Here is a 22,869-nt window from a genome sequence, read left to right as displayed (position 1 = left end):
CCTTTGGGTTCGAGCATGCGCAAATTAAAATTTATGGCGAATTGTGAAAATAAACAAGAGTTACAAGATTGCACTCTGGCACAGAATTATGTGGCGAATTTACTTTCACAAAACTTATCTCATTATGGCTTTCAAACGTTGCCGCAGAGTGGTGCACAAGTCGCTGTAAGTGTAGATCAACATGCGCTGCCTTTGGCAGTAAACTGTCAAAGCCGTGGTGAAGATGGGCATCTTGTTTGTGAAATTACTTCATACCCAAATGAGGAACAAGACTGGCTAGAACGAATTACCGAGCAAAGTTTATTAAATCAATTGGCGCAAGCGGTAGAAAATACTCTGAAAGAAGACCAATCTTTTAGTGAGTTTGAATGGAAAGGTTAAACCAAGCTGCAAAGACGTTGGATGTTTAAAATTTATACTTGATTTTTAAATCAAAATCATTCGTTTTTTAATTGATGTGTCATCTAAATGACACATCACAACCGTATATTAAGCAGCAAGAACAATACAACAAAATAGTTTTTATTTAACCCGCTTAATTTGGGAGAGTTAAGTGGGTTTTTTATTGCCTAGAGAAAAGTTGTAAGTACTGAAAAAAACCTCAACTGATTAGAGAGAACCAATGTTTTTAAAAGCATGCACTAAAATAAAAGCACCTCATCCTCCACGTTGGATTGATCTAATCGATCATCGTAAGGAAACACGTACTGAACGTGTTTTCCCATAAGGGTAAACAAAAACGCGCATTGGAGTTTGTTGAAAGCTGCTGCTATAGTGAGCGCAGTATTTTTTATTTAGGTGGTTTATGCTCGCTTTAATTTCTCCAGCCAAGACTTTAGATTATGAAACTGCATTACCAAGCGATGAATATACTCAACCTAGATTACTTCAACATTCACAAGAGTTAATTGATGTAGCACGTAAACTTTCTGCTACAGAAATTGCCAGTTTAATGAGTGTCAGTGAAAAAATTGCCACTTTGAATGTCGAGCGTTTTCGTGACTGGCAAGCAGAGTTTGATCTTGCCAATGCACGTCAGGCCATGTTTGCCTTTAAAGGTGATGTGTACACAGGCTTAGATGCTTATAGTTTATCTGCTGCAGAGATTGAGTTTGCTCAACAACACTTGCGCATGCTTTCTGGCTTATATGGCTTATTGCGTCCATTGGATTTAATGATGCCGTATCGTTTGGAAATGGGCACTAAATTGCAAAATGCGCGTGGCGAAAATTTATATCGTTTCTGGGGCGATATCATCACCAATTTAATTAACCAAGATTTAAAACACAATCAGTCAGCATTATTAGTTAATCTAGCTTCCGATGAATATTATAAGTCAGTGCAGGAAGCAAAAATTCAGGCTGAAATTATTAAACCTGTGTTTTTAGATCAGAAAAATGGCAAATATAAAGTCATCAGTTTTTATGCCAAAAAAGCCCGTGGTTTGATGGCGCGTTTTATCATCGAAAATAAATTAGAACGCGCAGAAGACTTAAAAGCCTTTAATAGTGAAGGTTATTACTTCGATGCAGACAGTTCTTTAAAAGGCGAATTGGTCTTTAAACGTGACGAGCTAGCCGCCTAACTGTTGCTTTAATCGTTGAATCTCCCATCATGCTAAGGAATGGCAGATGGGAGGGCTGACAAATCTCATGTTTGTGCTATCTAAATTAAAGCTGTTTAAAGGCTTCAATGGCACGTAAACGGCTGAGCTTTAAATCTACAATTGGATGAGGATAATCCAGTTTTAGGTTTGGATTTTTCACATACGGTTCATGAATGTTTTTGGCATCTAAATGTGCCAGCTCAGGTAGCCATGTGCGAATATAATCACCATTGGGGTCAAACTTTTGTGATTGGCTTACTGGGTTGAAAATCCTAAAATAGGGCACTGCATCTGTACCAGTCGAGGCACACCATTGCCAGCCACCGTTATTGGCAGCCAAATCACCATCAATTAAATGTTGCATAAACCACTGTTCGCCCAAGCGCCAGTCAATTAACAGGTTTTTGCACAGAAACATCGCGCAAATCATTCTGACTCGATTATGCATCCAGCCCGTTTGTAAAAGTTGTTGCATGCCTGCATCCACAATGGGAATGCCTGTTTTTCCTTGCTGCCATGCTGCTAAACCTGCAGGATCATTGCGCCACGCCACCTGTGCGGTCTGATCTTTAAAAGGACGGTGCTTGGAAACTTTGGGATAGTCAAACAAAATATGTTGATAAAATTCACGCCAAAGTAATTCATCTAACCAAGTTTGTTGTCCTGCATTTTCGAGATGAAAATGCCCTTGTGAATGCGCAAAAACCGCAGCCAGACATTGCCGAATGGAGAGAATGCCACTGTTTAAATACGCAGATAATTGGCTAGTACCAGACAATGCAGGAAAATCACGCTGTTGCTGATAATCCTGCATTTGTTCACGCGTAAAATCATCCAACAATTGCTGTGCATGTTGTTCCGTGACTGCCCATAAATTTTGTTGTGCCGTTGGAAGTGGGTCGAAACCTAAGTGTTCTAAACTTGGTACAGTAGAGAGATATTGTTCAGGAAGTTGGATGGGGAGTTGTGGTTGCGGCTGAGGCTGAGGAAAGCAACGCGGAATACTGACATTCAACTGTTGATAGGCATATTTTTTAAATGCGCTGAATACCTGATACGGTTTCATGCTCTGATTGCGCACCGTACCCACGGGAAAAAGCGTGCGGTCATGGTACAACACCAAGTCCTGACCGTGTTGGTTCAAGGTTTGTTGAACTTCAAGATCACGTTTTAGCTCATTCACTCCCAATTCAATATTGGCATAAATATTTTGAATCGGATGAGAGTCCTTCAATGTATGGCATAGTTGGAGCAGCGTTTGTGCAATGTCAGCCCAAGATGGCGTGATTTGAACAATCAGTGGGATATTGAGTTGTGCGAGTTTTTCTTTTAGTACATTTAATTGACGCAAGTAAAAGTCAATTTTAATCGGCGCATCGTGATGCAAACGATATTGCTGAGGCGAAAGAACCACCACGCCAATACAAGCTCCTGCTTGGCTAGCATGCCAAAGCGCGGTGTGATCTGAAATTCTTAAATCTTGTCGGAACCAAACTAAATTATAGTTTTGCATGGGAAGAATGCTTGATGTGGTCGCTAGAAAGGTGACTTCATTATAAGCATGACTGGGTAAAATTGTCTTAAATGCGAAGGGTTTAATTGTCCAATAAAACGACAATGTGTTGTGTTGATTTTTTCTGTAATGATCTTTCCGAAATATTCTGCCTGAAAGGATCTTTCAGTCATGTGCTTATCCTAAATTTTAGAATGACAAACAAAAAGGCAAAGTAAAAATACTTTGCCTTTTGTTTTGATCAATACTGATCTTAGTGGTGATGACCACCCGCACCGTGTACGTGACCGTGATCTAATTCTTCTTGAGAAGCTTCACGGATTTCAATGATTTCAACTTCAAACGTTAAATCTTGACCAGCAAGTGGGAAGTTTGCATCAACAATTACGTTATCGCCTTCAACTGCTTTTACAGTTACGATTTGAACGCCATCATCAGTTTGCGCTTGGAACTGCATGCCTGCTTGGATGTTGTCTACACCTTGGAACATTTGTGCAGGAACTTCTTGTACTAAGTCTGGGTTGTATTCGCCATAACCTTCAGCTGCAGGTACGTTTACAGTAAATTTTTCACCTACTGTTTTACCTTCTAACGCTTTTTCTAAACCAGGGATGATGTTACCTGCACCATGCAAATAGGCAAGTGGTTCACCTTGAGATTTGTCGAGAGTTTCACCCTCTGCGTTAGTCAATGTGTAGTGGAAAGAAACCACGAGGTCATTTGCAATAGCAGTCATGTTATTGATCCATTCAATTTTTTAAGGGTACATCATAAAGTGAAACGTGGAATTTGTTATAGACATTTCTGCAAATTCTTCACTTTTCCGAGTTTTTTATGACATTTTTTAGTTAATCGGGGCAAATTTTATAATTTCAATGCAAATTTATGCGTCATACCTATAAATTTGCAGATTTTATGGCAGGCTCATTTTAAGCCCTTTGTATGATGTGTAGATGACAATAAAAAAGATGGGACATTGCCCATCTTGGTGATATTTAATTCTTGAGGATCATCGGCTTCTAACCGAGTGAAGTTTGCTCATCTTCTACAGGTTGATGGCTAAAGAAATTAAACAAACTGCCAAACCACATCATAATTCTTTCAAAAATATTGGCTTCAACAATGTTGACTTGTTCTTCAATCGCAAAGCTATTAATCAATTGATTATTTTGATAAACGTGTACGGTTGCCAGTTTCATGACCTGTGCCAATGGCGCAGTCAGTAACTTTTCAGACAACTCAATATTGACATGCGTTTGTGTACGCTGTGCAGGTTCAAGTGTTTCTAATCCACCTTGTGCATTCGTAAGTTGTAGACGTTGAGTGCTTTGATCAAACTGCGCCAAGTTAATTGCATGTGGCTGTTCATACAGTGATGTCGTTACAAACTTTGGCTGACTGCTTTCAATCTTAAACATGCGTAAAGTCGATTTCACCACAGGCAATTCTGCAATCATTTGTTTGGGTTTAATCGCGACTTCATTACGGGTATAGCTATAGGCTAAATTTAATAATTGATGTGCCACTTCAGCACGTTTTTGCGCACTCTTGGTTCCCATCACCACCACCACTAAACGACGCTCAGGTGCAGCACTATCCAATGTTGGGCGGTTTGCAGTTAAGGCAAGGTTGTAGCCTGCAGCTTTGGTGAAGCCTGTTTTTAACCCATCTACACTTGGGTCTTGTTTTAATAATATATTGGTCGCACGGTGAAAGTGCTGATTGTAGGTAAAACTAGTTTGTTTTGAATAAGCCAAATAATCGGGTGTTTCAGTCACTATCGCTTGTGCTAAACGTGCCATATCTGCCGCAGAAGAATAATGACTAGGCATAGTCACACCAGATGGATTCTGAAAATGTGTATCTTGCATACCCAAAGCTTGCGCTTCCTGATTCATTCGGGCGATAAACTGCGGAACACCACCTGCAACACGTTCACCTAAAGTGAGTGCAGCATCGTTAGCAGACATAATAATTAAGCCTGCCAATAGCTGATCTATCGAAATCTGTTCACCTGCTTTTAGATACATTTGTGATTCATCCCACATCACTTGCTGCACCACAGGTGTTGCGGTCAAGATTTCATCTCGGTCTAATTTACCTGCCTGAATATCTTTGAGCACAATATAAGCCACCATCATTTTAGTGAGTGAAGCAGGTGCACGTTGTACGTGACTATTGTGCTCTGCAATCACTTGCCCAGATTGTGGGTCTAAAATTGCCCATGCTTCGGCTTCGACACTTTCAGCTTGAATATTCAATAATGCGGCATGCGTGATTGCGCTGTATAGCCAACAGAGCAGCGCAATCAGATAGATAACACGTTTCAAAGAAGTTCCTTATTTACACCAATCCATTGGTGTCACAATGGTTTTAAGCAGCAAAAACAATGTCAATAGACTAGGGAATGCTATGCCTTTTTTGCGCAGTTGGCTAGCCATAAATGCAGACAAATCTCGTCTTGACGCATCAAATGCTAAAAAAATGTTAAGCTTGTGGCCAAGTTCTTATTTATACATTTTGTATTGCCCATTATGTTGCATTATCAAATCGAATTTGACGATTATCGTCAGCATCTTATGCATGTCACCGTGCGTTTTTTGGCTAATCCTACTCAGGTTTTATCTCTACCTACGTGGATTCCAGGCAGCTATTTAATTCGTGAATTTTCCAAACATCTTGAGTCGGTACGTGCTTATGATGAAGCAGGGCGTATCCTCAAAATTCAGAAATTTGAAAAGAATAAATGGCGCTTATTTAATACCGATCATGAATTGATTACGGTGGAATATGATGTCTACGCTTATGATTTGTCAGTGCGTGGCGCTTATGTCGATCAGACGCGTTTATATGTCAATCCTGCCTGTGCTTGTTTGGGCTTAGATGGACAAGAAGATAAAGCTATTGAAGTTGAATTATTTTTACCAGACGAGCTGAAGCATTTTCAGCTTGCGACAGGTTTGGCAGCAAAAAGTTTGGTGAAAGGGCGTTATACCTTAAAAGCCAAAAACTATGCCGAACTGATTGATGCACCGTTTGAATTGGCAGAACAAACCCGTTTTAGTTTTACCGCAGCAGATATTCCACACGAATTTGTGGTTTCGGGCAAACATGCAATGAACGCTGCGCGTATGCAGCAAGATATTGAAAAAATTTGTGCTACACAAATTACCATGTTTGGTTCTGCGCCATTTGAAAACTATACCTTTATGACCATGGCAACAGGCAATAGCTATGGCGGTTTAGAGCATCCAAACAGTACCAGTTTAATTACACCTCGTGATGATTTGCCGAAAGCTAACGAACCTGAACAACCTTCTAAAGATTATCAGCGCTTTTTAGGTCTGTGCAGCCATGAGTATTTTCATAGTTGGTTGGTGAAATTCATTCGTCCTGAAAGCTTTGTGAATTATGATCTGAATCAGGAAGGTTATACATCGTTGTTATGGATTTTTGAAGGCTTTACGTCTTATTACGATGATTTGTTATTGCTGCGTAGTGGTGTAATTGTTCAGGCGGCTTATTTGGAGTTGCTCAAAGCACAAATTGATCGTTATTTGCAAAATCCGGGTCGTGCGATTCAAACGGTAGCAGAATCTAGTTTTGATGCTTGGGTTAAGTTCTATCGTCAAGATGAAAACTCGAACAATGCAGGAACCAGCTACTATAACAAAGGCTGTTTGGTGGCTTTATGTTTAGATTTGGGCTTGCGTTTACGTGGTTCAAGCTTAGATGCCTTAATGCAGAAATTGTACGCTAATGCGCAACAGGGCATTCAAGTGCATGAGCGCACTATCTTTGAGTTATGTAAAGAATTGACAGGAGATGATTGGTCGGAGCAAATCCATCATTTAATTAACACGACTGATGAATTGCCGCTCGATCAGTTATTGCCTGAATTTGGCGTTGATTATCAGCTAAAACAGGATAAGTCTTTGCCGTTTGGTTTAAAATTGGCAGATAAACCTGAAGGGGTGTTGGTACAAGCTGCCCATCGTGAAGGTGCTGCGGCAAAAGCAGGACTTTCTGCGCTTGATGTGATTGTTGCGATTGATGGTTTAAAGGCATCTGTAAAATCACTTGAGCAATATGCCAAACAGGATGCAGCTTATACTGTTCATGCATTCCGCCGTGATGAGTTGATGACTTTTGAACTGAATGCTGCGCAGATTGAATTGCCAGAAGTGGCATTAAGCGTTACAGATCAGGCAAAAGTAGAACAGTGGTTAAAAGGCTGAGTTAAAGTTTAATTTAAAGTTCAGCTATAAAAAAATGGATGCTTCGGCATCCATTTTTGTATCTTGAACAAGTTGAGTTTTGACTCACCAACTCATTAACGTGCCCGACGTCCACGGCTTTTGGTATTAGGGCGTGTAGTACCATTGGTCTTACGACGAGGTTTCTCACTTTCTTCCATTTGCCAAATACGTGGCGTACCTGATTTTTTCTTGGTAGTGCCATCTTTATTTTTCTTTTGATGGATTGGCTTGCCACCCGTACCACCAGGTTTTTTCACATACGAACGCGAGCGATACGGTTCAGCAGCAGGCACATCTTTAAAATCAGGATACAACAACGGTTCGATTTCTTTAGTTTCACCGGGTTGTAAACCCAATTGTACCAAGTCAATTGAACCAATTTTGGTGCGGATTAAACGCAAAGTTGGAAAACCAACCGCAGCCGTCATACGACGCACTTGGCGGTTGCGACCTTCACAAATTGAAATTTCAATCCACGAAGTAGGTACAGAAGCACGGAAACGTACAGGAGGATCACGCTCCCACAACCATTCAGGCTCATCGACTTTATACGCTTGCGCAGGCAAAGTCATGCCATCTTTCAGTTCCACGCCTTTACGCAATTGTGCCAAGGCATCTTCAGTGACATCACCATCGACTTGAACCAAATAGGTTTTGTATTTTTTATTGGCTGGATTGGTAATAAACTGATTCAAGCCGCCATGATCAGTCAAGAACACCAAGCCTTCCGAATCCATATCTAAACGACCAGCTAAACGTAAGTCTGGATCATCAACAAAAGCCGACATGGTGAGATGTTTTTCATCTTCACGGAATTGAGAGAGAACGTCATATGGTTTATTTAAGATGACGATTTTCATAAGAAATGCTTCTTTAAATTCAATAAATTGGGAAAATTGAGAGTATTTAAAAGGAAAAACGGGCGATTTCCAATTAAATCGCAAATACAGTGCGTTTGAGATGGCTCTATTATGCGATAAGAATGGGGGAAAGTATTGCTTATTGATAAATATTTTTTTGGTGTGCTTGCCAAAATGAGCAGCAGTATCACAACGATTAAAAACTAGAAAGCTAAGCGCTAAAAAAGCCCAATGTTGGGCTAAAGAAGACAGCTTTTACAAACTTGGCATCACAGCCAATAACATACTTCCCTGATACTACTGCTCGCTTTATGCCGAATTAGTCCAAAATCAACCCGCTTGGCAGATTGAAAGTACAGAAATTGGCTAGGCACTTATAGTGAAAAGAACTTAAGATGAAATCAGTGTATATATTTTTAGGATCATGAGTTCATTAATGAAAATCTACCAAGTCGATGCTTTTAGCCATGAATTATTTAAAGGCAATCCTGCTGCCGTACTTGTTAGTAAAACATGGTTAGCCGATGATTTAATGCAAAATATCGCATTGGAAAATAATCTGTCTGAAACCGCTTTTGTCAAAATGATAGATGCGGAAAACTTTGAAATTCGCTGGTTTACACCCACAACAGAAGTCGACTTTTGTGGACATGCGACACTTGCCAGCGGCTTTGTTTTATTTAAGGATTATACCGAGACAAAGACAATTCAATTTCATGTGAAAAAATTGGGGATTTTTACAGTTCAGCAACAGCAAGATGGCAAAATTTGCATGAATTTCCCAATTCGTGCTGCCCAACAAGTTGAAGATTATCCCGATATTTTACGCCAAGCTTTGACTAAACCATTTAAAAACGTCTATATCAATGCGCAAGCCTATATTGTGGAATATGAATCGGTACAAGATGTGTTAGATGAACAGCCTAACCTTGAATTATTAAAACAATTGGGACAGTTGCGCACAGCCATTACGGCACAGTCGAGTGTTGATGTTGCGATTACTGCCTCTGCAAATACACAGTATGACTGCGTATCGCGTTATTTTGCACCAGCCATGGGCATTGCAGAAGATCCTGTTACAGGTTCAATTCATACTGCAATTGCACCGCTATGGGCAGAAAAATTACAGCAAACCGAACTTGTGGCATATCAGGCTTCTGCCCGAGGTGGCGTACTGTATTGCAAGATTTTGCCTAATGATCGCATCGAAATTTCAGGTTATGCGCAGTTATATTTGCAGGGCGAAATCATGATTTAAACATGCACAGCATTAGACCTTGTATCTTGGAGATGAAGCTGAGATGAGAGAAGTCTGCTAGATTTTTTCTTGGTTTTAACTTACATTATTTGCAAATATTTACTGTGGGTTTAATTGCAGCTTGTTATGCTGTTTGCGCTCAAGTTGAAAATTGTCATATTTCATGGCAAATCAAAAAATAGAATGAAATCAATCGGGAAAAAGAAGTTGCTACGTTTTAAAACTCTCACTTTATCTTTATGTGTACTGGCATTTAATGGCGTGATTTTCGCGCAGCCAGTTTTAGTAAAATCTAAGCAAGAAATACAAGAATATCAACTTGATAATGGCTTAAAAGTCATTTTTGCACCCAATCAGAAAGAAAATAAAGTCTTTATGAATATGGTGTATTTAACGGGTTCATTGAATGATCCACAAGGCAAAGGTGGTTTGGCACACTTGTTGGAACATTTGGCATTTAAAGGTACAGAAAACGTACCTGCCGAGGAGTTTCAGCGCCGTTTAGATCAATATAGTTTAATGCACAATGCCAGCACCGACTATTACTCCACTAAATACACCAACATCATTCGTCCTGAAACTCGCGCCGTCAATGAGATGATTTATCTTGAAGCGGAACGCATGGATAAATTGGTCATGCAGGAAAAATATGTGCCTGCCGAAATTGCGATTGTAAAGCGTGAACGCGAAGTGCGTATGGATCAACCGTTTTCAGTCTTGTTAGATCAGGTGTGGAAATCGGCCTATGGCAATCAGTATTTCGGACGCTTACCCATTGGCGATTTAAATGAACTGCAATCCATTAAAATGCAGGAGTTAAATCAATTTTATCGCACATGGTACGCGCCGAATAATGCCATTTTAGTGATGACAGGCAAGTTTGATCAGGCAGCGGTGTTAAAACAAATTGATCAACATTTTAGTCCAATTGCAGCACGACAAATTCCCAAACAAGTACAAGTGCCACGATTAGACAGCAACAAAATTCAGCAACGAAATTTTGTGGTACAAAAGGGCAGTCAACTGGCCAAGTTTAATCTGTATTTAAATGGCAATGACGAAAAGATCAAAACCGCTTTGGTGCTGTCACCATATTTACATACATTGCAACCGAGTGGGCATTTGTATCAAGCACTGGTAGAAACAGGCAAAAGTACCATGGTGCAGTCCAGCACATGGTTAGATCAAGATTTTAATTTGGTGTTGATGGGGGCTTTGTATGCACCCAATCACGATGCCAAGCAAGTACAAACTGGCTTGAATCAAAGCATCGAACAGGCAAAAAACTTTGATGATGCTGAGTTACAACGCGTCAAAAACCTGATTCAAAATCAGGCAGACAGTGTGATGAATGATGCGGTGGCTTTGGGTGGTCGCTTGAGTGATTATGCTGTGGCTTATCAGGGTGATTGGACACAATATTGGCGTGATTTAAACAATATTCAACAGTTAAATGCAGATGAACTAAATCAGCGTTTAAAACAGTTCTTCACTGCACAGCATCGGGTCATTGGCGATATTCAGCCCACACCTGAAGATCAAAAACAGGCACTCACAGCAAAAAATAATCTAAATACAGCAAAAACTTTAGATCAGCAAGATACACCTGTTACACCTTTGAAAGATGTGAAAAGTTATCAGCAAGAAGTGACAGACTATGTGCAAAAATCTAAACAAGCTTTGATTCAAAATGAAAAAAAGATTCAGCGTGGCAGCTTAAAAAATGGTGCCAAGTATGCATTATTTCCAACTGCAACTCGTGATGATAAAACCTATGCCACTATTTCGGTAAATTTTGGTACGGCACAATCTTTATTTAAGCAGGGCGAAATTTTAGATTTAACCGCATATTTGTTGCTGCGTGCATCTCAAGAGCATAGCTTGCAAGACATTGCCGATCAGTCAATTGCTGCAGGCGGTTCAGCGTTTGCCCAAGCCGATGCTAATGCGATTCATATTCAAATTGTGGCAAAAAAAGAAAAGTTTAATGCGTTTTTTAACTTTGTTTTAGATGTCATGCAAAATCCAAGCTTTGAGCAAAGTCAGTTTGATTTAATTCGTTCTCAAAGTTTATCCAGTTTAGAACGACCTTATACCGAGCCTGAAACTGTGGCAGCTTTGACTATGGCGCGTTTAATTGAAATTTACCCGCAGGGCGATTTACGCTATCACTTCGAACCTGAATTTGCGAAGCAACAACTGCAAGCTGCAACCCAAGCGCAGGTGCAGCAGTTATATCGTCAATTTTTTGCCATGAATCATGCACAGATTGCCATTACAGGTGAGTTTGATCCGAAACAATTCAAAAAAACTTTAGTTCAGCGCTTAGGACAATCACGCAATACGGAAGCATATCAACGCTTAGATTCAGCCTATACGGCATATCCTGCGAAAAAGTTGCATGTATTGGCAGAACAGCGCGAATTTGGCAGTTATCAAAGTTTATTGACCTTACCTTTGGGTGTGAATCATCCTGACACACCTGCCATGATGGTGCTGAGTTATATTTTGGGTGAATCGCAATTGTCTTCACGTTTGGCACAAGAACTACGTGAAAAAAATGCATTGGTTTATGGTTTTAGTAGTGGTTTGAGTTTAAGTGAATTTGAACAATCGGGTGCGCTCAGTATTTCTGCGCAATACAGTGCAGGCAAGTCGGCTCAAGTGTCACAGGCGGTGCATAAAGTGTTGCAGGATTTGCGCCGTGATGGTGTCAGCTTGCAAGAAGTTGAAGCTGCAAAAGCCGATATTTTGAAAAAACGTGTGACTGCCTTAGAAGATGAACGCAGTATCCACCGTATGTTGGTACCGCAATTAGAACAAGGTCGTGATTTACGTTACCGTGAGCGACGTGATCAAGCGTTAGCAAAACTCAGCAAAGCCGATGTAGATGCTGTGATTCAGAAATATTTACGCTTAGAACATTTGCTTGAAGTAGCCGCCGATCAATATGGTCAAGCCAATGTTGAGGTGCTGCCGTTAAAGCCGCAGTCTAAATAAAGATTCAATTTAATTTTGAGCAGATACAAAAAACGCATCCATTTCGATGCGTTTTTTGTCTTCAAGTTTGCTATCTATGCTCAATTGGCTAAAGCTTTATAAACGATAAAACTGTTTGGCATTATGATGAAACACTTGCTGCAAAGCATTTGGATGATAAGCCGCAACAATATCACTAGTCGCATCAATTAAATTGACCAAAGACGTGCTCACTCGATCCATTGGAAAATTGGAAGCAAACATCAACCGATATATTCCAAAGCTTTGTAAGGCATGCTGAATCAGTGGTGCAGTTAAATCTATAATTTCCTGTTTTGAGGCTTCACGTTTTTGCAAGTGAAATTGATGTCCTAAAACAGGCATAAATAACCCTGAAATTTTGCTGTAAACATTTGGACAGTGTGCCAACTCGGCAATATCTTCTTGCCAACGAAACAGAATGTTTTCCCGTGCTGTTTTGGTCACGCCATGTGTGCCAACTTGCCCGAACAGCCCTGCAGGTGTGCCTAAATGGTCAAGTACAATAGAAGTTTCTGGAAATTGTTTAGCCAGCGCTAAGACATCGCCCAATTGGGTCGAATACGTCCATGCATCAAAACTTAAATTATATTGCGCTAAAGCTTCAAAACCTTTTAGAAACTTTTTGTTCCGATATAAATGTGGTTCGTCTGCCCAAGAGAAAATCCCGTGATCTTCATGCACGGCTGCCATTTTACGAATTCCACGGAAGTTTGGAGAGGCTTTGTGATGTAATTTTAGAATTTTCTTAAAATTAGAATCGCGCGGGTCTGCAGTGGCGACAATCGCGCCCAAAGCCAAACCATTATTTTTAAAATCCAGACTTTCTATAAATTCGGTTTCACCAACTACACCTTTGCCTTTATGGTTGTGCCAATTGGCTTCAATATGCACAACTTTTTCAGCCGTATAAAAACCTAAGTCGCGGGCATAATGCTCAGGTAAATAGGGCGATGTGACGTGCTCGGTGCGTCCCAAAGTTTCAATGAGTGTTTTCGGTTTTATCAGGCGGATGGTTTTATCTAGCAAATTGGGATGCTTGCCCAAAAGCTTAACAGCAAGTCGTGCGCTGTGTGGCGTGTTATACGGATCCCACTGATGAATATGTGCATCAATGAGTGCAAATCCTAGATTCTGCATAATGATCCTGTTTTTATGACGCTATTATTTCACTATTCAAAGCCATCATGTTACAAAAGGGAAGGGTTATTTATCGAAATCTACAAGTTTGAAAATTAGCCGCAATAAAAAAGCCCCGTAGGGCTTTGTTTATATGCAAAATTAATGATCGTGCGAGTGGTCGTGATCATGTTTATGGGTATGAAATTCTTCGTTATGACGGAAGCGCAAATAGTTTTCAAACTGTTCGCAATATTCATCATAGTTATCTTCAAGCATCATTTGAAATTGCTGCAAGATATATGACATAACTTGGTCTTTGGCATCGCGCATTTCATTGCCATCTTTAAAATTATTGGCTGCCACCCAAGTATTAAAACGTGCAGTAGCAAATAACATGGCAGCACTCACCTGACCACGAATTTCGGCAGGTTTTACTGTGGAGCCTTTTTCAAAATGACAGAAGCCATTGGCCTGTTTAATAAATTCATCGGCACGTTCAAAAAAAGCCGCATTTAATGCTTCTTCTTCGGTTACATCGGTTGCTTCAATCTTTTGAACCATGAATTTTTCCTAAGCTAAAAATCTGAATGTTTCATTATAGGCAAAGCCTTGCAGAAACAAAACCTTTGCCTTAAGCTAAAAATAGCCTAAGCAAAATTGGAGTGGTTGATGCAAGATGCGATTGCGGTACAAAGTTTAAAAAGCGACATTGCTTTATTACGTCAAAATATTTGGCCACCCGTGCAACTTGCCCATGTTGAAGGCTTGCCGATTTATTATGGAACACGCGCAGAAGTAGCAGAATACTATAAACAATGGACAGGGTTGATTGAACGTGCACAGGATTTATTTCAGCCTTTTATGCAAGATGCAGTCATTGATGCGGTGCATTTACCCAGTCATTTGAACTTGCCCTTATTTTATTTTCATGTCGATCGGATTCGAGTGAATAAAACCCGCGCCAAAGAATCGAAAACTTTTCGAGGGATTGCCAGCCTGATTGAAAAATGTGGGCAATTTGAACCGCAGGAAATTCAGGTTATGCAGCGTTGGTTAGACAGCGATGACAGTGCAGCACTGGTGGCACATCGTGAGTTTATTGATTTGCGTACTTATGTGTTTCAGCATGGGCAAAGTGACTACACGCGCACCCGTTTTTATGTGAATGGTATTGTGTTAAGTGTCGAACCACATTTTGAACTGGTCGATGCCCGAGATAAGCCACGTAAGCAGCGCAGTGACAGTTATCAAGACCCTTTGGCAGATAACCAAACATGGAAAGTGTTTGGTAAATATCGTTAAGCTTTTAGAAAGTGTGCAATATTAAGATTAAATATAAAAAAGCTCAAAATGAAATGCATCTCTGTTGAGCTTAAAGGTGATCATTGATTGATGATCAAACTTTAACTACGACCAAAAAGGCTGACTTTCAGCAAACTGCTGTAAATCCTGTTCGATCTGTATGGAAATATGACGCTCTTCAGACGCAATCCATCCCAATACAAACCATGTTTTCGGTTCAGTTTGAGCATGGCTTTCGAATAAACCTTGTGCCACCATCAAATCATTAAAATGTCCTAAAGTTTCCTGTAATGGTTTTAGAATTTTTAAATATGTTTTGACATCATCTTCTGCAAATAAACTGCTCACAAACTCCACGGTATAGCGTAAGCGTTTCACACGCTTACGTGTGCGGTGTTTAGAGTCCACATCTAAGGTTTGGAAATGACCTGCATCATCACAAATTTGTTGATGCAATTTCTGCAAGCGTTTACGTAACACTTTTTTCAATGGTTTTGATTCTGCATCTGTAACCGCTGCCGAATGCGAAAAACTCATAAGTTGTAACAGTAATAAGGTTGTGCTTGGTGAACGGAAAATTGCATCAATCGCAATATTTTTAGATGCTCCAGGGGGTAGCTCAGTAATAGGTGAGCCTGCGTTTTCAAGTTGTGGAATCAGACTTTCACGCAAAGCATCTTGATCGCGGGTCGAACCTAACTGCTGAAAAAGTGTCGCCAATTGACTTTCCCAATTGTTATTTGCCAACGCATCATATTCAGCAAAAATTTTTAAGGCGCTGCGTAAACGTCGAATTGCAACACGTGCTTGATGCACATGCCCACTGGCATAATCTTGACTGGCAATCGCAGCTGCATTGGGTAGCAAGTGTGCCAAACAATTCTGAGTAATTTGTGTCAACAACTCATGCATATTTTCGGGGTGTTGCAATTGTAAAGCACTTTGCTGCTGTACAGGAATCATGGTTTCATTGTTATACAGCATATTGCCACGCTGCGATTTACTGCGTGTGTCGAGCCATAAATGATATTTTTTAATCCACGGCTGAATATAGGCAATTAAGTCTGCAATTTCACCTTGTTTCAGTTCAAACTCAACTTCGTAAATTTCAACCGAATTTTTGCTTTGGCGGATTTCACCTAAATCAAAAGCAACTTCAATTTGGCTGTTTTTATAATGTGCCAATTGGCTGTAGCGTAAAACATCGGTTTCAAACTGCAGGGTTAAATCTACCTCTGAACCGTCTAAGGCTTTTTTTAAAATCTTTCGTGCTTGTTTATGATTTTCATAACATGCCAAATCACACAATTCAGGCGCATCATGTCCTAATTCATGTTCAAGCTCAAAGCGTTCATAATGTTGTGGACTAGGCGCTTTTAAAGTTTGTTTCCAAATATCGCCCTCTAAACGCTGACGCAGGGCAATGCGTTGCTTGGCTAAGTGCTGTTCAGGACTATCATAATATTTAGCCCATAAGCGTTGTTGTTGAACCAGTTTGTTCTTTTTAAATGCTTTTTCAAATGCCGCACGATAGTTGTGTGGAATTTGAAATTTTAATTCTATTTCACACATCGGGAATGCCCTCGATGAAACAAGATAAGTTCTCTTTACTATAGTGTAAATCTATAAATGAACAAGGGGAGAACTGTGAACAAAAGCTTGAAAAATAAAATAATTTGTATTCAGTTTTTAACACAAAGCAGCCGAATGAATATTCACAAGGCTGCCGTTGTATTGCAGTATTTTTAGTGTGTGCTTTGAGGATGTTAAGGATACTTATTTTAAGAATTTACGGCTCACCATAAATTGTTCTGTCGCTTCCAATAAACGCTGTGCATACACTTCCTGTTTTGCAGTGAGCCAACCTAAAACAAACCAGTCGCTCGCTTCCAATTCAGTTTGTTGAATGTATGCTGCAGAAGATGCCAACACTTGATATTCCTGTGCTGCAAGCTGTGCATCATTCAAAGCTTTACTATATTTCTGCAAATTTTTGACATCATAAATATGCGTCAAAATGGGGAAGCTAAATTTTAGTTCCTGAATACGCAAAGCCAGTTGATCTAAACTTTCAAAATCGTGAATATCACTGTGCTGTAATTGTTCATGCAACTGCTTATATTGCTGTTGCAACGTGTTTTGTGCGGCAGTTTTTAAGTCTAAACCCGAGTGATCGCTCGCGGCTAAACTAAACATCAATAATTCTAAATAGTGATGCACATTTTGCGTTGAACGGACTAAATTGACCAATTTTTCTTGGGCGTACAAGGTATCTTTTTTTAGGTTTTCTGCAGTCGTCGGGTTGTGTAAAAACGCGCCGAGTGTGGCTTGCATGTGTTCTAAGTGCTGTAAGTGATCAAAATGTTGTTTAAATGCTGCAATTTGCATTGCCCATTTATCGCCTAAATGCTTAGACCAATCTTTAAATAAGGACAGCGTTAGTTGTAAATGCTGCAAAGCAAGCTGCGCCTGATCAATATGGTTTTGCTCGGCAACTTGTGCAGAAATTGCGGCAATATTAGGCAATAAATGCTGTAATTGTTGTGCAATTAACAGGCGTAAATTTTGGTCTGCATGGTCTTTTTTACTGAATTGAAATTCTTTGCTCTGAGCCGCAGGGCTGACTTTTTGCTGCACAGAAAGCAAATGTCCAATTTCTGCTTTATTGCGTACATCTAACCATAAATGAAATTTTTTCACCCATTCAAAACTAAATGCTAGCAATTGCTGAATTGAACCTTGTTTCAGTTCAAACTCAACTTCATGTACTTCAACTTCAGCATCTGCACAACGAATGTGACCAACATCTAAACTGATTTCAATGTCTGTATCTTCAACGGTCATTAGTCGTGAGGTACGTTGAATATCGGTTTCAAATTGTAGTTGCAACTGATCCCAATTTTGCCCCAAAGCTTGATTTAGCAATTGTTGTGCTTCGGGAATGCTTTGATAAATTTGCAGATCAAGTTGTGGTGGAGTATCAGGAGTTTCAGTTGGCGCAAGTGGATGGTTATGTTCAAAACTATGAAAATGACTTTGACCTGCCGCTTTTAAAGTTTGTACCCATTGCTCACCTTCTAAACGCAGTCTTAACGCCATGCCATGATGCGCCAAGCTGTGCGTAGATGTATCAAAATAGCGTGCTTTTAATGGAATTTGAGTCGATTTTTTCGGGTCTAAAGTTTTGAGTAGTGCAGTACGACGTGCGACTGGAATTTGAAATTTTAATTCAACTTCGACCATGAAAAATATCCTAAACCTAAAGCATGTTGCGCCAAAGCAGCGGCAAACAAATTGGTATTATAAATTTGTGAAAATTGCAGAACTAAGGTTTTGCAAAAGTGCGTTTGATTGTAACTAAAATATGCCAAGAAGTAAGGCTTGACCTTGGCTTTTTTAGGGTCTGTTGGCATTTCCTAAATGGCTTGCGCTGTAGGCTAAAACTGAGCAGATCAGGCATGAAACGTAGGGTATAGCGAGACTATTGCCAAGTTTCATAACGCAATCTGAGAAAGTTTTAGCCACAGCCTTTCAGGACAAGCAGATTTTTTGCTGCTATTGCGTTATGAGTCAGTTATTTAGAACGACTAAATTTCCTGTCTCATGCCTTATATCAGCTGAAAAATATGCTTTGTCGCAAACATAGATGAAGTGTCAACAGACCCTTGAGTTTGGTTTTTTTTTGGCTTAGTTTAAAGTGTCGTTGAGCGTAGCAAAAATAATTCAAACCTATAAACATCAGGATGATGAACATGAACGCAGCATTAAACCCCGAATTTGAGCCGACACCAGATCCCAAGTTTGAATTGCCAATTCAGGATTATTCAACATTTTATCGCTTTTATTTAACTGAACACCGCAACATTATGAGCCGTCGTTTGCACGTTGTTGGCAGTAGTATCGGTTTATATTGTGTGAGTAAAGCCATACGCCATAAAAAAGCCAAATATGTACTCTATGGTTTGCTGGCAGGCTATGCTTGTGCATGGGTCGGGCACTTTGTTTTTGAAAAAAATAAACCTGCCAGTTTTAAACAGCCTGTGTATAGTTTTATTTCAGACTGGCGGATGTTTGCCGATGTTTTGCGTGGTCATTTAAGTTTGCAAGATCGTGCTAAAGATAAAATTCCAAGTTGAATTGAGCGCTTAGTTATACCGTTTAGGCAAAAACTAAACGATATGTGATTATTTTCATAAAAAATGTACAAATAAAATTAATTTTTTGTTGAAATGATAGAGTGAATATTCTAATAATGTGTCATCAAATTTATTGATAAAAGTTTGTGACTTTCCAAGCCTAGAGTGACCTTTCTCTAGGCTTTTTTTATGTGAAAAATTATATTCAGAATGGTGTTAAATCAGAAATCATTCATCTTTAAGCAAGGATATAGAGCAAGCAGGTTACTGATAGAGCGGCATGAAAAAATATAGACACATGATCATTTGTCGCATCCCCACATGCGCTCTGGCACAAATGATCATGTGTCTAAATGGGGCGACCTAAATATGTCGTTATTCGCTGTAGTCACCCGTATGGATTTTAAAATCCATATCTTATTGAACTGGTTGCAGTTCTTGTTTTGCGCAGTTCAATTAAAGCTAAATCTATCTTTTAGCGCTATCACTAGAATTTGGTATTTTTAAGTTTTTGACTCAATAAAACCCAAACAAAATAGAAGCTTATAGAGCCTATATAAAAAAACTTGTTGAGCCTGAGGTTCTGACACATGCCGCCTGAATGTGTAATAATACAGACCTTGTATTATTTGTGGCTGAGATTATGCGCGGTTTATATTTGATTACCAATGATGATCCTATCGAACTGCTTTTGGCAAAATTAGAAGGGGCGATGGCAACTTATGAAGTCGCGGTGTTGCAATATCGCCGTAAAAATGTGCCTCAAGCTCAGCAGGCATACGAAATTGAATATATGAAATCGATGTGTGATCAATACAAAGTGCCATTTGTGATTAATGATGATCTTGAAACTGCAGTGAAATATGGTGTTGGCGTACATTTGGGTCAAGAAGATGGCTCTATTGTTGAAGCGGTTGCACGTTTACCACAAGATGTATTGATTGGTCGCAGTTGTAATAACTCGATTGAATTGGCAGAGCAAGCCATTGCCGATGGTGCAAACTACGTTGCTTTTGGTGCAGTCTATGCAACTGAAACTAAACCTGAGGCAAGTACACTTACATTAGACACGCTCACACTGGCGAAGCAACAACTCAATGTGCCAATTTGCGCGATTGGTGGTTTAACTGTTGAAAACAGTCAGCCTGTCATTGAAGCAGGTGCAGATTTATGTGCAGTGATTAGTGATATATTAAGACGTCCGATGCATACTGTTGCACAGCGTGTTTATGATTGGTCTGCACTTTTCAAAGCAGACACTTAAAGCAGACAGCTAATTTTTTATTTTATTTTTTGAGTTGAGTGCCTCCATGAGCTTATCTCCAAAGCAAGAACAATTGTTTAAACAAGCCAATAAGCATATTCCAGGTGGTGTCAATTCACCTGTACGCGCATTTAACGGGGTAGGCGGAACCCCTGTATTTATTGAAAAAGCCAAAGGTGCTTATTTGTACGATGTCGATGGCAAACGCTATGTCGACTATGTAGGTTCTTGGGGACCAATGATTTTAGGTCATGCCCATCCTGCTATTATTCAGGCGGTGCAAGCTGCAGCTGAAGATGGTTTGAGTTTTGGTGCGCCAACGGTGCATGAAACGACTTTGGCCGATATTATTTGCGAAATTATGCCTTCAATTGAGTTGGTTCGCATGACCAACTCAGGTACAGAAGCCACCATGACCGCAATTCGTTTGGCGCGTGGTTATACAGGTCGTGACAAAATCGTCAAATTTGAAGGTTGCTATCATGGACACTCAGATTCGCTGTTGGTCAAAGCAGGCTCTGGACTTTTAACCAGTGGTGAAGGTGAAGCGACTTCTGCGGGTGTTCCTGCCGATTTTGCTAAACATACGCTGACTTTACCGTATAACGATATCGCCACCTTAAAAGAATGTTTTACAAAGTTTGGTGCTGAAATTGCAGGGGTGATTGTTGAGCCAGTTGCGGGCAACATGAACTTGGTTAAACCAATTGATGGTTTCCTGCAAGCAATTCGTGATGTCTGCGATGAACGCGGCTCAGTCTTTATTATTGATGAAGTAATGACAGGTTTCCGTGTTGGCTTAGGCGGTGCTCAGGCGCATTATAATGTTAAACCAGACTTGACCACACTCGGTAAAATTATTGGTGCTGGCTTACCAGTAGGTGCATTTGGTGGTAAACGCGAAATCATGGAATGTATTGCGCCATTAGGTAAGGTGTATCAAGCAGGTACTTTGTCTGGTAACCCGTTGGCGATGCGTGCGGGCATTGAAATGTTTAAACATTTACGTGCCGAAGGTTTTTATGAAAATTTAACTGCGCAACTGGAAAAATTGTTGGCAGGCTTACAAGCTGCGGCAGATGAAGCAGGTATCCCGTTCAAGACGCAACAAGTCGGTGCTATGTTTGGTTTGTATTTTACTGACCAAGATGACATCACCAGTTTTGATTCTATGCTGAATTGCGATGTCGATGCTTTCCGTAAATTCTTCCACGGAATGTTGCAACGTGGTGTGAACTTGGCGCCATCTGCTTTTGAAGCAGGCTTTATTTCATCTGCGCATAGTGATGAAGATATTGCCTACACCATTCAAGCTGCAAAAGAAACATTTGCGGAAATGAAGGCGTAATTTGACCTCTGCTTAACACTGTCCTAAAAGGCATAGATATCTCCAAAATATCTATGCTTTAGGTTAAATTGAAGACATACTCTTCAATTTAATATCAAAGGCTTAGATCAGCGTCTTGTTAAACACTAAAATAGCCTGGTCAAACTAAATATGAATCCTATTACTTCATTTGCTCCCGCCATCAAAGATATAGCTTCAGAACGGCTTTGTTGTGCAACTATCTTGCACTATGATTTCATTGTATTTTTCTATCCAAATTTTAAAAACCTTTAAAACAGTATCTTAAAAAATATTTATGCAACAAAGCCTCCTGCATGCTATAAAACCCACATTTCTAAAAGCAGGCTGATTTAAAATTCAGCAGATTGTCTGATTCAGGAATGTAAATCGGAAAATTCATCGGGAATTGATGTATTTTGCATTGTAATTCTGTGTCAGGCTTTTTATTATTGCCGCCTTGTTTTCACGATCGGCCCGGAATTGAAATTGAGTAATTTTCTAAGCGAACACCTGATTCATCGTGACGATGAGTTTATGGTGATACATAAACCCGCTGGCATACTCACCGTTCCAGGTAAAACAGCAGATTTGCAAGATTGTGTGATGAGTCGTCTAGTTAAAATTGAGCCGCGCACTTTGCTGATTCATCGCTTAGATCGTGATACTTCGGGTATTTTGGTATTTGCACTCACGAAATGGGCGCAAAAACAAATTTCGCGTCAGTTTCAAGAACGCCAAACCGATAAAACCTATCAGGCATTGGTGGCAGGGCAACTGCAAGGTGAAGGCACTGTAGATGTGCCTGTGGTCTATGATCCTGCACATCCTCCATTACACATTGCCGATGCAACCCATAACAAACCTGCGTTAACGCATTGGCGTGCATTGGAGCAATTTGAATTGCAGGGGCAAATTGTGACTCGTGTGCAACTGACGCCGATTACAGGTCGTTCGCATCAACTGCGAGTACACATGCAATATTTAGGTCATCCAATTATTGGTGATACTTTGTATGCCACGCCCGAACAGCAACAACTCATGCCTCGTTTGTGTTTACATGCAGCAGAATTAAGTTTTCTGCATCCACAAACTGAGCAACGTGTACAGTTTACTTGCCCAGTCCCATTTTAAGCGAAAAAGATTACGCAAAGCCTGTGCTTTAGGCTCTCTTTTTAGTGCGCTT

18 protein-coding genes are annotated in these 22,869 nt (G+C 40.1%); 10 read left to right on the top strand and 8 right to left on the bottom strand.

Features of this window, described 5'->3' with window-relative positions; genetic code table 11:
• Positions 1-15 precede the first annotated feature (15 nt).
• Positions 16-381 (top strand): hypothetical protein, encoded by a 366-nt coding sequence (locus C3Y93_RS04355; protein ID WP_004972981.1) that lies wholly within the window; start codon positions 16-18, stop codon positions 379-381.
• A 424-nt stretch (positions 382-805) separates the two neighbouring features.
• The gene (gene yaaA, locus C3Y93_RS04350) at positions 806-1,585 is read left to right on the top strand and encodes a peroxide stress protein YaaA (protein WP_104852188.1); all 780 of its coding nucleotides are present in this window, start codon (positions 806-808) and stop codon (positions 1,583-1,585) included.
• Positions 1,586-1,670: 85 nt separating this feature from the next.
• Here the strand turns inward: yaaA and C3Y93_RS04345 are convergent, their stop codons facing one another.
• From C3Y93_RS04345 to C3Y93_RS04335, 3 genes are all read right to left on the bottom strand, one after another.
• Complete coding sequence (locus tag C3Y93_RS04345) at positions 1,671-3,119, bottom strand: cryptochrome/photolyase family protein (protein WP_104852187.1); 1,449 nt, start codon at positions 3,117-3,119, stop codon at positions 1,671-1,673.
• Between the two features lie 253 nt (positions 3,120-3,372).
• The gene (gene slyD, locus C3Y93_RS04340; protein WP_096901865.1) at positions 3,373-3,855 is read right to left on the bottom strand and encodes a peptidylprolyl isomerase; all 483 of its coding nucleotides are present in this window, start codon (positions 3,853-3,855) and stop codon (positions 3,373-3,375) included.
• Positions 3,856-4,138: 283 nt separating this feature from the next.
• Positions 4,139-5,449 carry a D-alanyl-D-alanine carboxypeptidase family protein gene (locus tag C3Y93_RS04335; RefSeq protein WP_104852186.1) on the bottom strand — a complete coding sequence of 437 codons (1,311 nt, stop codon included), beginning with the start codon at positions 5,447-5,449 and terminating at the stop codon, positions 4,139-4,141.
• A 204-nt stretch (positions 5,450-5,653) separates the two neighbouring features.
• Between C3Y93_RS04335 and C3Y93_RS04330 the strand changes: the two genes are divergently transcribed.
• Positions 5,654-7,357 (top strand): M61 family metallopeptidase, encoded by a 1,704-nt coding sequence (locus tag C3Y93_RS04330; protein ID WP_104852185.1) that lies wholly within the window; start codon positions 5,654-5,656, stop codon positions 7,355-7,357.
• 95 nt (positions 7,358-7,452) lie between these two features.
• Here the strand turns inward: C3Y93_RS04330 and C3Y93_RS04325 are convergent, their stop codons facing one another.
• Entirely contained in the window at positions 7,453-8,238 is a 786-nt protein-coding gene (locus C3Y93_RS04325; RefSeq protein WP_096901872.1) for an rRNA large subunit pseudouridine synthase E, read from the bottom strand.
• A 436-nt stretch (positions 8,239-8,674) separates the two neighbouring features.
• On the opposite strand from C3Y93_RS04325, the gene C3Y93_RS04320 reads away from it, so the two are divergent.
• Both C3Y93_RS04320 and C3Y93_RS04315 read left to right on the top strand, forming a co-directional pair.
• Positions 8,675-9,496 (top strand): PhzF family phenazine biosynthesis protein, encoded by an 822-nt coding sequence (locus C3Y93_RS04320; protein ID WP_096901874.1) that lies wholly within the window; start codon positions 8,675-8,677, stop codon positions 9,494-9,496.
• Between the two features lie 183 nt (positions 9,497-9,679).
• On the top strand, positions 9,680-12,496 hold the full coding sequence (locus C3Y93_RS04315) for a M16 family metallopeptidase (protein WP_104853238.1): 2,817 nt from the start codon (positions 9,680-9,682) through the stop codon (positions 12,494-12,496).
• A 96-nt stretch (positions 12,497-12,592) separates the two neighbouring features.
• On the opposite strand, the gene C3Y93_RS04310 is transcribed toward C3Y93_RS04315, so the two are convergent.
• Together C3Y93_RS04310 and C3Y93_RS04305 are read right to left on the bottom strand one after the other, a co-directional pair.
• On the bottom strand, positions 12,593-13,654 hold the full coding sequence (locus tag C3Y93_RS04310) for an amidohydrolase family protein (RefSeq protein WP_104852184.1): 1,062 nt from the start codon (positions 13,652-13,654) through the stop codon (positions 12,593-12,595).
• Between the two features lie 141 nt (positions 13,655-13,795).
• Entirely contained in the window at positions 13,796-14,197 is a 402-nt protein-coding gene (locus tag C3Y93_RS04305; protein WP_004973007.1) for a DUF3144 domain-containing protein, read from the bottom strand.
• Between the two features lie 108 nt (positions 14,198-14,305).
• On the opposite strand from C3Y93_RS04305, the gene C3Y93_RS04300 reads away from it, so the two are divergent.
• On the top strand, positions 14,306-14,938 hold the full coding sequence (locus tag C3Y93_RS04300; RefSeq protein WP_104852183.1) for a hypothetical protein: 633 nt from the start codon (positions 14,306-14,308) through the stop codon (positions 14,936-14,938).
• A gap of 105 nt (positions 14,939-15,043) precedes the next feature.
• Here the strand turns inward: C3Y93_RS04300 and C3Y93_RS04295 are convergent, their stop codons facing one another.
• Both C3Y93_RS04295 and C3Y93_RS04290 read right to left on the bottom strand, forming a co-directional pair.
• Positions 15,044-16,510 (bottom strand): CHAD domain-containing protein, encoded by a 1,467-nt coding sequence (locus tag C3Y93_RS04295; RefSeq protein WP_104852182.1) that lies wholly within the window; start codon positions 16,508-16,510, stop codon positions 15,044-15,046.
• A gap of 204 nt (positions 16,511-16,714) precedes the next feature.
• The gene (locus C3Y93_RS04290; protein ID WP_104852181.1) at positions 16,715-18,181 is read right to left on the bottom strand and encodes a CYTH domain-containing protein; all 1,467 of its coding nucleotides are present in this window, start codon (positions 18,179-18,181) and stop codon (positions 16,715-16,717) included.
• A gap of 503 nt (positions 18,182-18,684) precedes the next feature.
• On the opposite strand from C3Y93_RS04290, the gene C3Y93_RS04280 reads away from it, so the two are divergent.
• The 4 genes from C3Y93_RS04280 (at position 18,685) to C3Y93_RS04265 (ending at position 22,817) form a co-directional block, all read left to right on the top strand.
• Positions 18,685-19,074 (top strand): Mpo1-like protein, encoded by a 390-nt coding sequence (locus tag C3Y93_RS04280; protein ID WP_373682974.1) that lies wholly within the window; start codon positions 18,685-18,687, stop codon positions 19,072-19,074.
• Positions 19,075-19,717: 643 nt separating this feature from the next.
• A complete protein-coding gene (gene thiE / locus C3Y93_RS04275) occupies positions 19,718-20,338 on the top strand; it encodes a thiamine phosphate synthase (RefSeq protein WP_096900945.1) in 621 nt (206 codons plus the stop codon).
• A gap of 46 nt (positions 20,339-20,384) precedes the next feature.
• On the top strand, positions 20,385-21,686 hold the full coding sequence (gene hemL, locus C3Y93_RS04270; RefSeq protein WP_104852178.1) for a glutamate-1-semialdehyde 2,1-aminomutase: 1,302 nt from the start codon (positions 20,385-20,387) through the stop codon (positions 21,684-21,686).
• 486 nt (positions 21,687-22,172) lie between these two features.
• Positions 22,173-22,817: an RluA family pseudouridine synthase gene (locus tag C3Y93_RS04265; RefSeq protein WP_004973024.1), complete on the top strand. Its 645-nt coding sequence runs from the start codon at positions 22,173-22,175 to the stop codon at positions 22,815-22,817.
• The last annotated feature ends 52 nt before the right edge of the window (positions 22,818-22,869 follow it).

Origin of the sequence: Acinetobacter sp. SWBY1 (assembly GCF_002946595.1) — a bacterium.
Taxonomy (GTDB): Bacteria; Pseudomonadota; Gammaproteobacteria; order Pseudomonadales; family Moraxellaceae; genus Acinetobacter; species Acinetobacter towneri.
This window is presented reverse-complemented; position numbering and strand designations above follow the sequence as displayed.

What these genes read in the sequence shown, in the direction of transcription:
- C3Y93_RS04280 (WP_373682974.1), top strand. Translation starts at nt 18,685, where the DNA reads ATGAACATGAACGCAGCATTAAACCCCGAATTTGAGCCGACACCAGAT.
- C3Y93_RS04345 (WP_104852187.1), bottom strand. Translation starts at nt 3,119, where the DNA reads ATGCAAAACTATAATTTAGTTTGGTTCCGACAAGATTTAAGAATTTCA.
- C3Y93_RS04315 (WP_104853238.1), top strand. Translation starts at nt 9,680, where the DNA reads ATGAAATCAATCGGGAAAAAGAAGTTGCTACGTTTTAAAACTCTCACT.
- C3Y93_RS04305 (WP_004973007.1), bottom strand. Translation starts at nt 14,197, where the DNA reads ATGGTTCAAAAGATTGAAGCAACCGATGTAACCGAAGAAGAAGCATTA.
- C3Y93_RS04355 (WP_004972981.1), top strand. Translation starts at nt 16, where the DNA reads ATGCGCAAATTAAAATTTATGGCGAATTGTGAAAATAAACAAGAGTTA.
- yaaA (WP_104852188.1), top strand. Translation starts at nt 806, where the DNA reads ATGCTCGCTTTAATTTCTCCAGCCAAGACTTTAGATTATGAAACTGCA.
- C3Y93_RS04320 (WP_096901874.1), top strand. Translation starts at nt 8,675, where the DNA reads ATGAAAATCTACCAAGTCGATGCTTTTAGCCATGAATTATTTAAAGGC.
- slyD (WP_096901865.1), bottom strand. Translation starts at nt 3,855, where the DNA reads ATGACTGCTATTGCAAATGACCTCGTGGTTTCTTTCCACTACACATTG.
- C3Y93_RS04300 (WP_104852183.1), top strand. Translation starts at nt 14,306, where the DNA reads ATGCAAGATGCGATTGCGGTACAAAGTTTAAAAAGCGACATTGCTTTA.
- C3Y93_RS04310 (WP_104852184.1), bottom strand. Translation starts at nt 13,654, where the DNA reads ATGCAGAATCTAGGATTTGCACTCATTGATGCACATATTCATCAGTGG.
- hemL (WP_104852178.1), top strand. Translation starts at nt 20,385, where the DNA reads ATGAGCTTATCTCCAAAGCAAGAACAATTGTTTAAACAAGCCAATAAG.
- C3Y93_RS04290 (WP_104852181.1), bottom strand. Translation starts at nt 18,181, where the DNA reads ATGGTCGAAGTTGAATTAAAATTTCAAATTCCAGTCGCACGTCGTACT.
- thiE (WP_096900945.1), top strand. Translation starts at nt 19,718, where the DNA reads ATGCGCGGTTTATATTTGATTACCAATGATGATCCTATCGAACTGCTT.
- C3Y93_RS04330 (WP_104852185.1), top strand. Translation starts at nt 5,654, where the DNA reads ATGTTGCATTATCAAATCGAATTTGACGATTATCGTCAGCATCTTATG.
- C3Y93_RS04325 (WP_096901872.1), bottom strand. Translation starts at nt 8,238, where the DNA reads ATGAAAATCGTCATCTTAAATAAACCATATGACGTTCTCTCTCAATTC.
- C3Y93_RS04295 (WP_104852182.1), bottom strand. Translation starts at nt 16,510, where the DNA reads ATGTGTGAAATAGAATTAAAATTTCAAATTCCACACAACTATCGTGCG.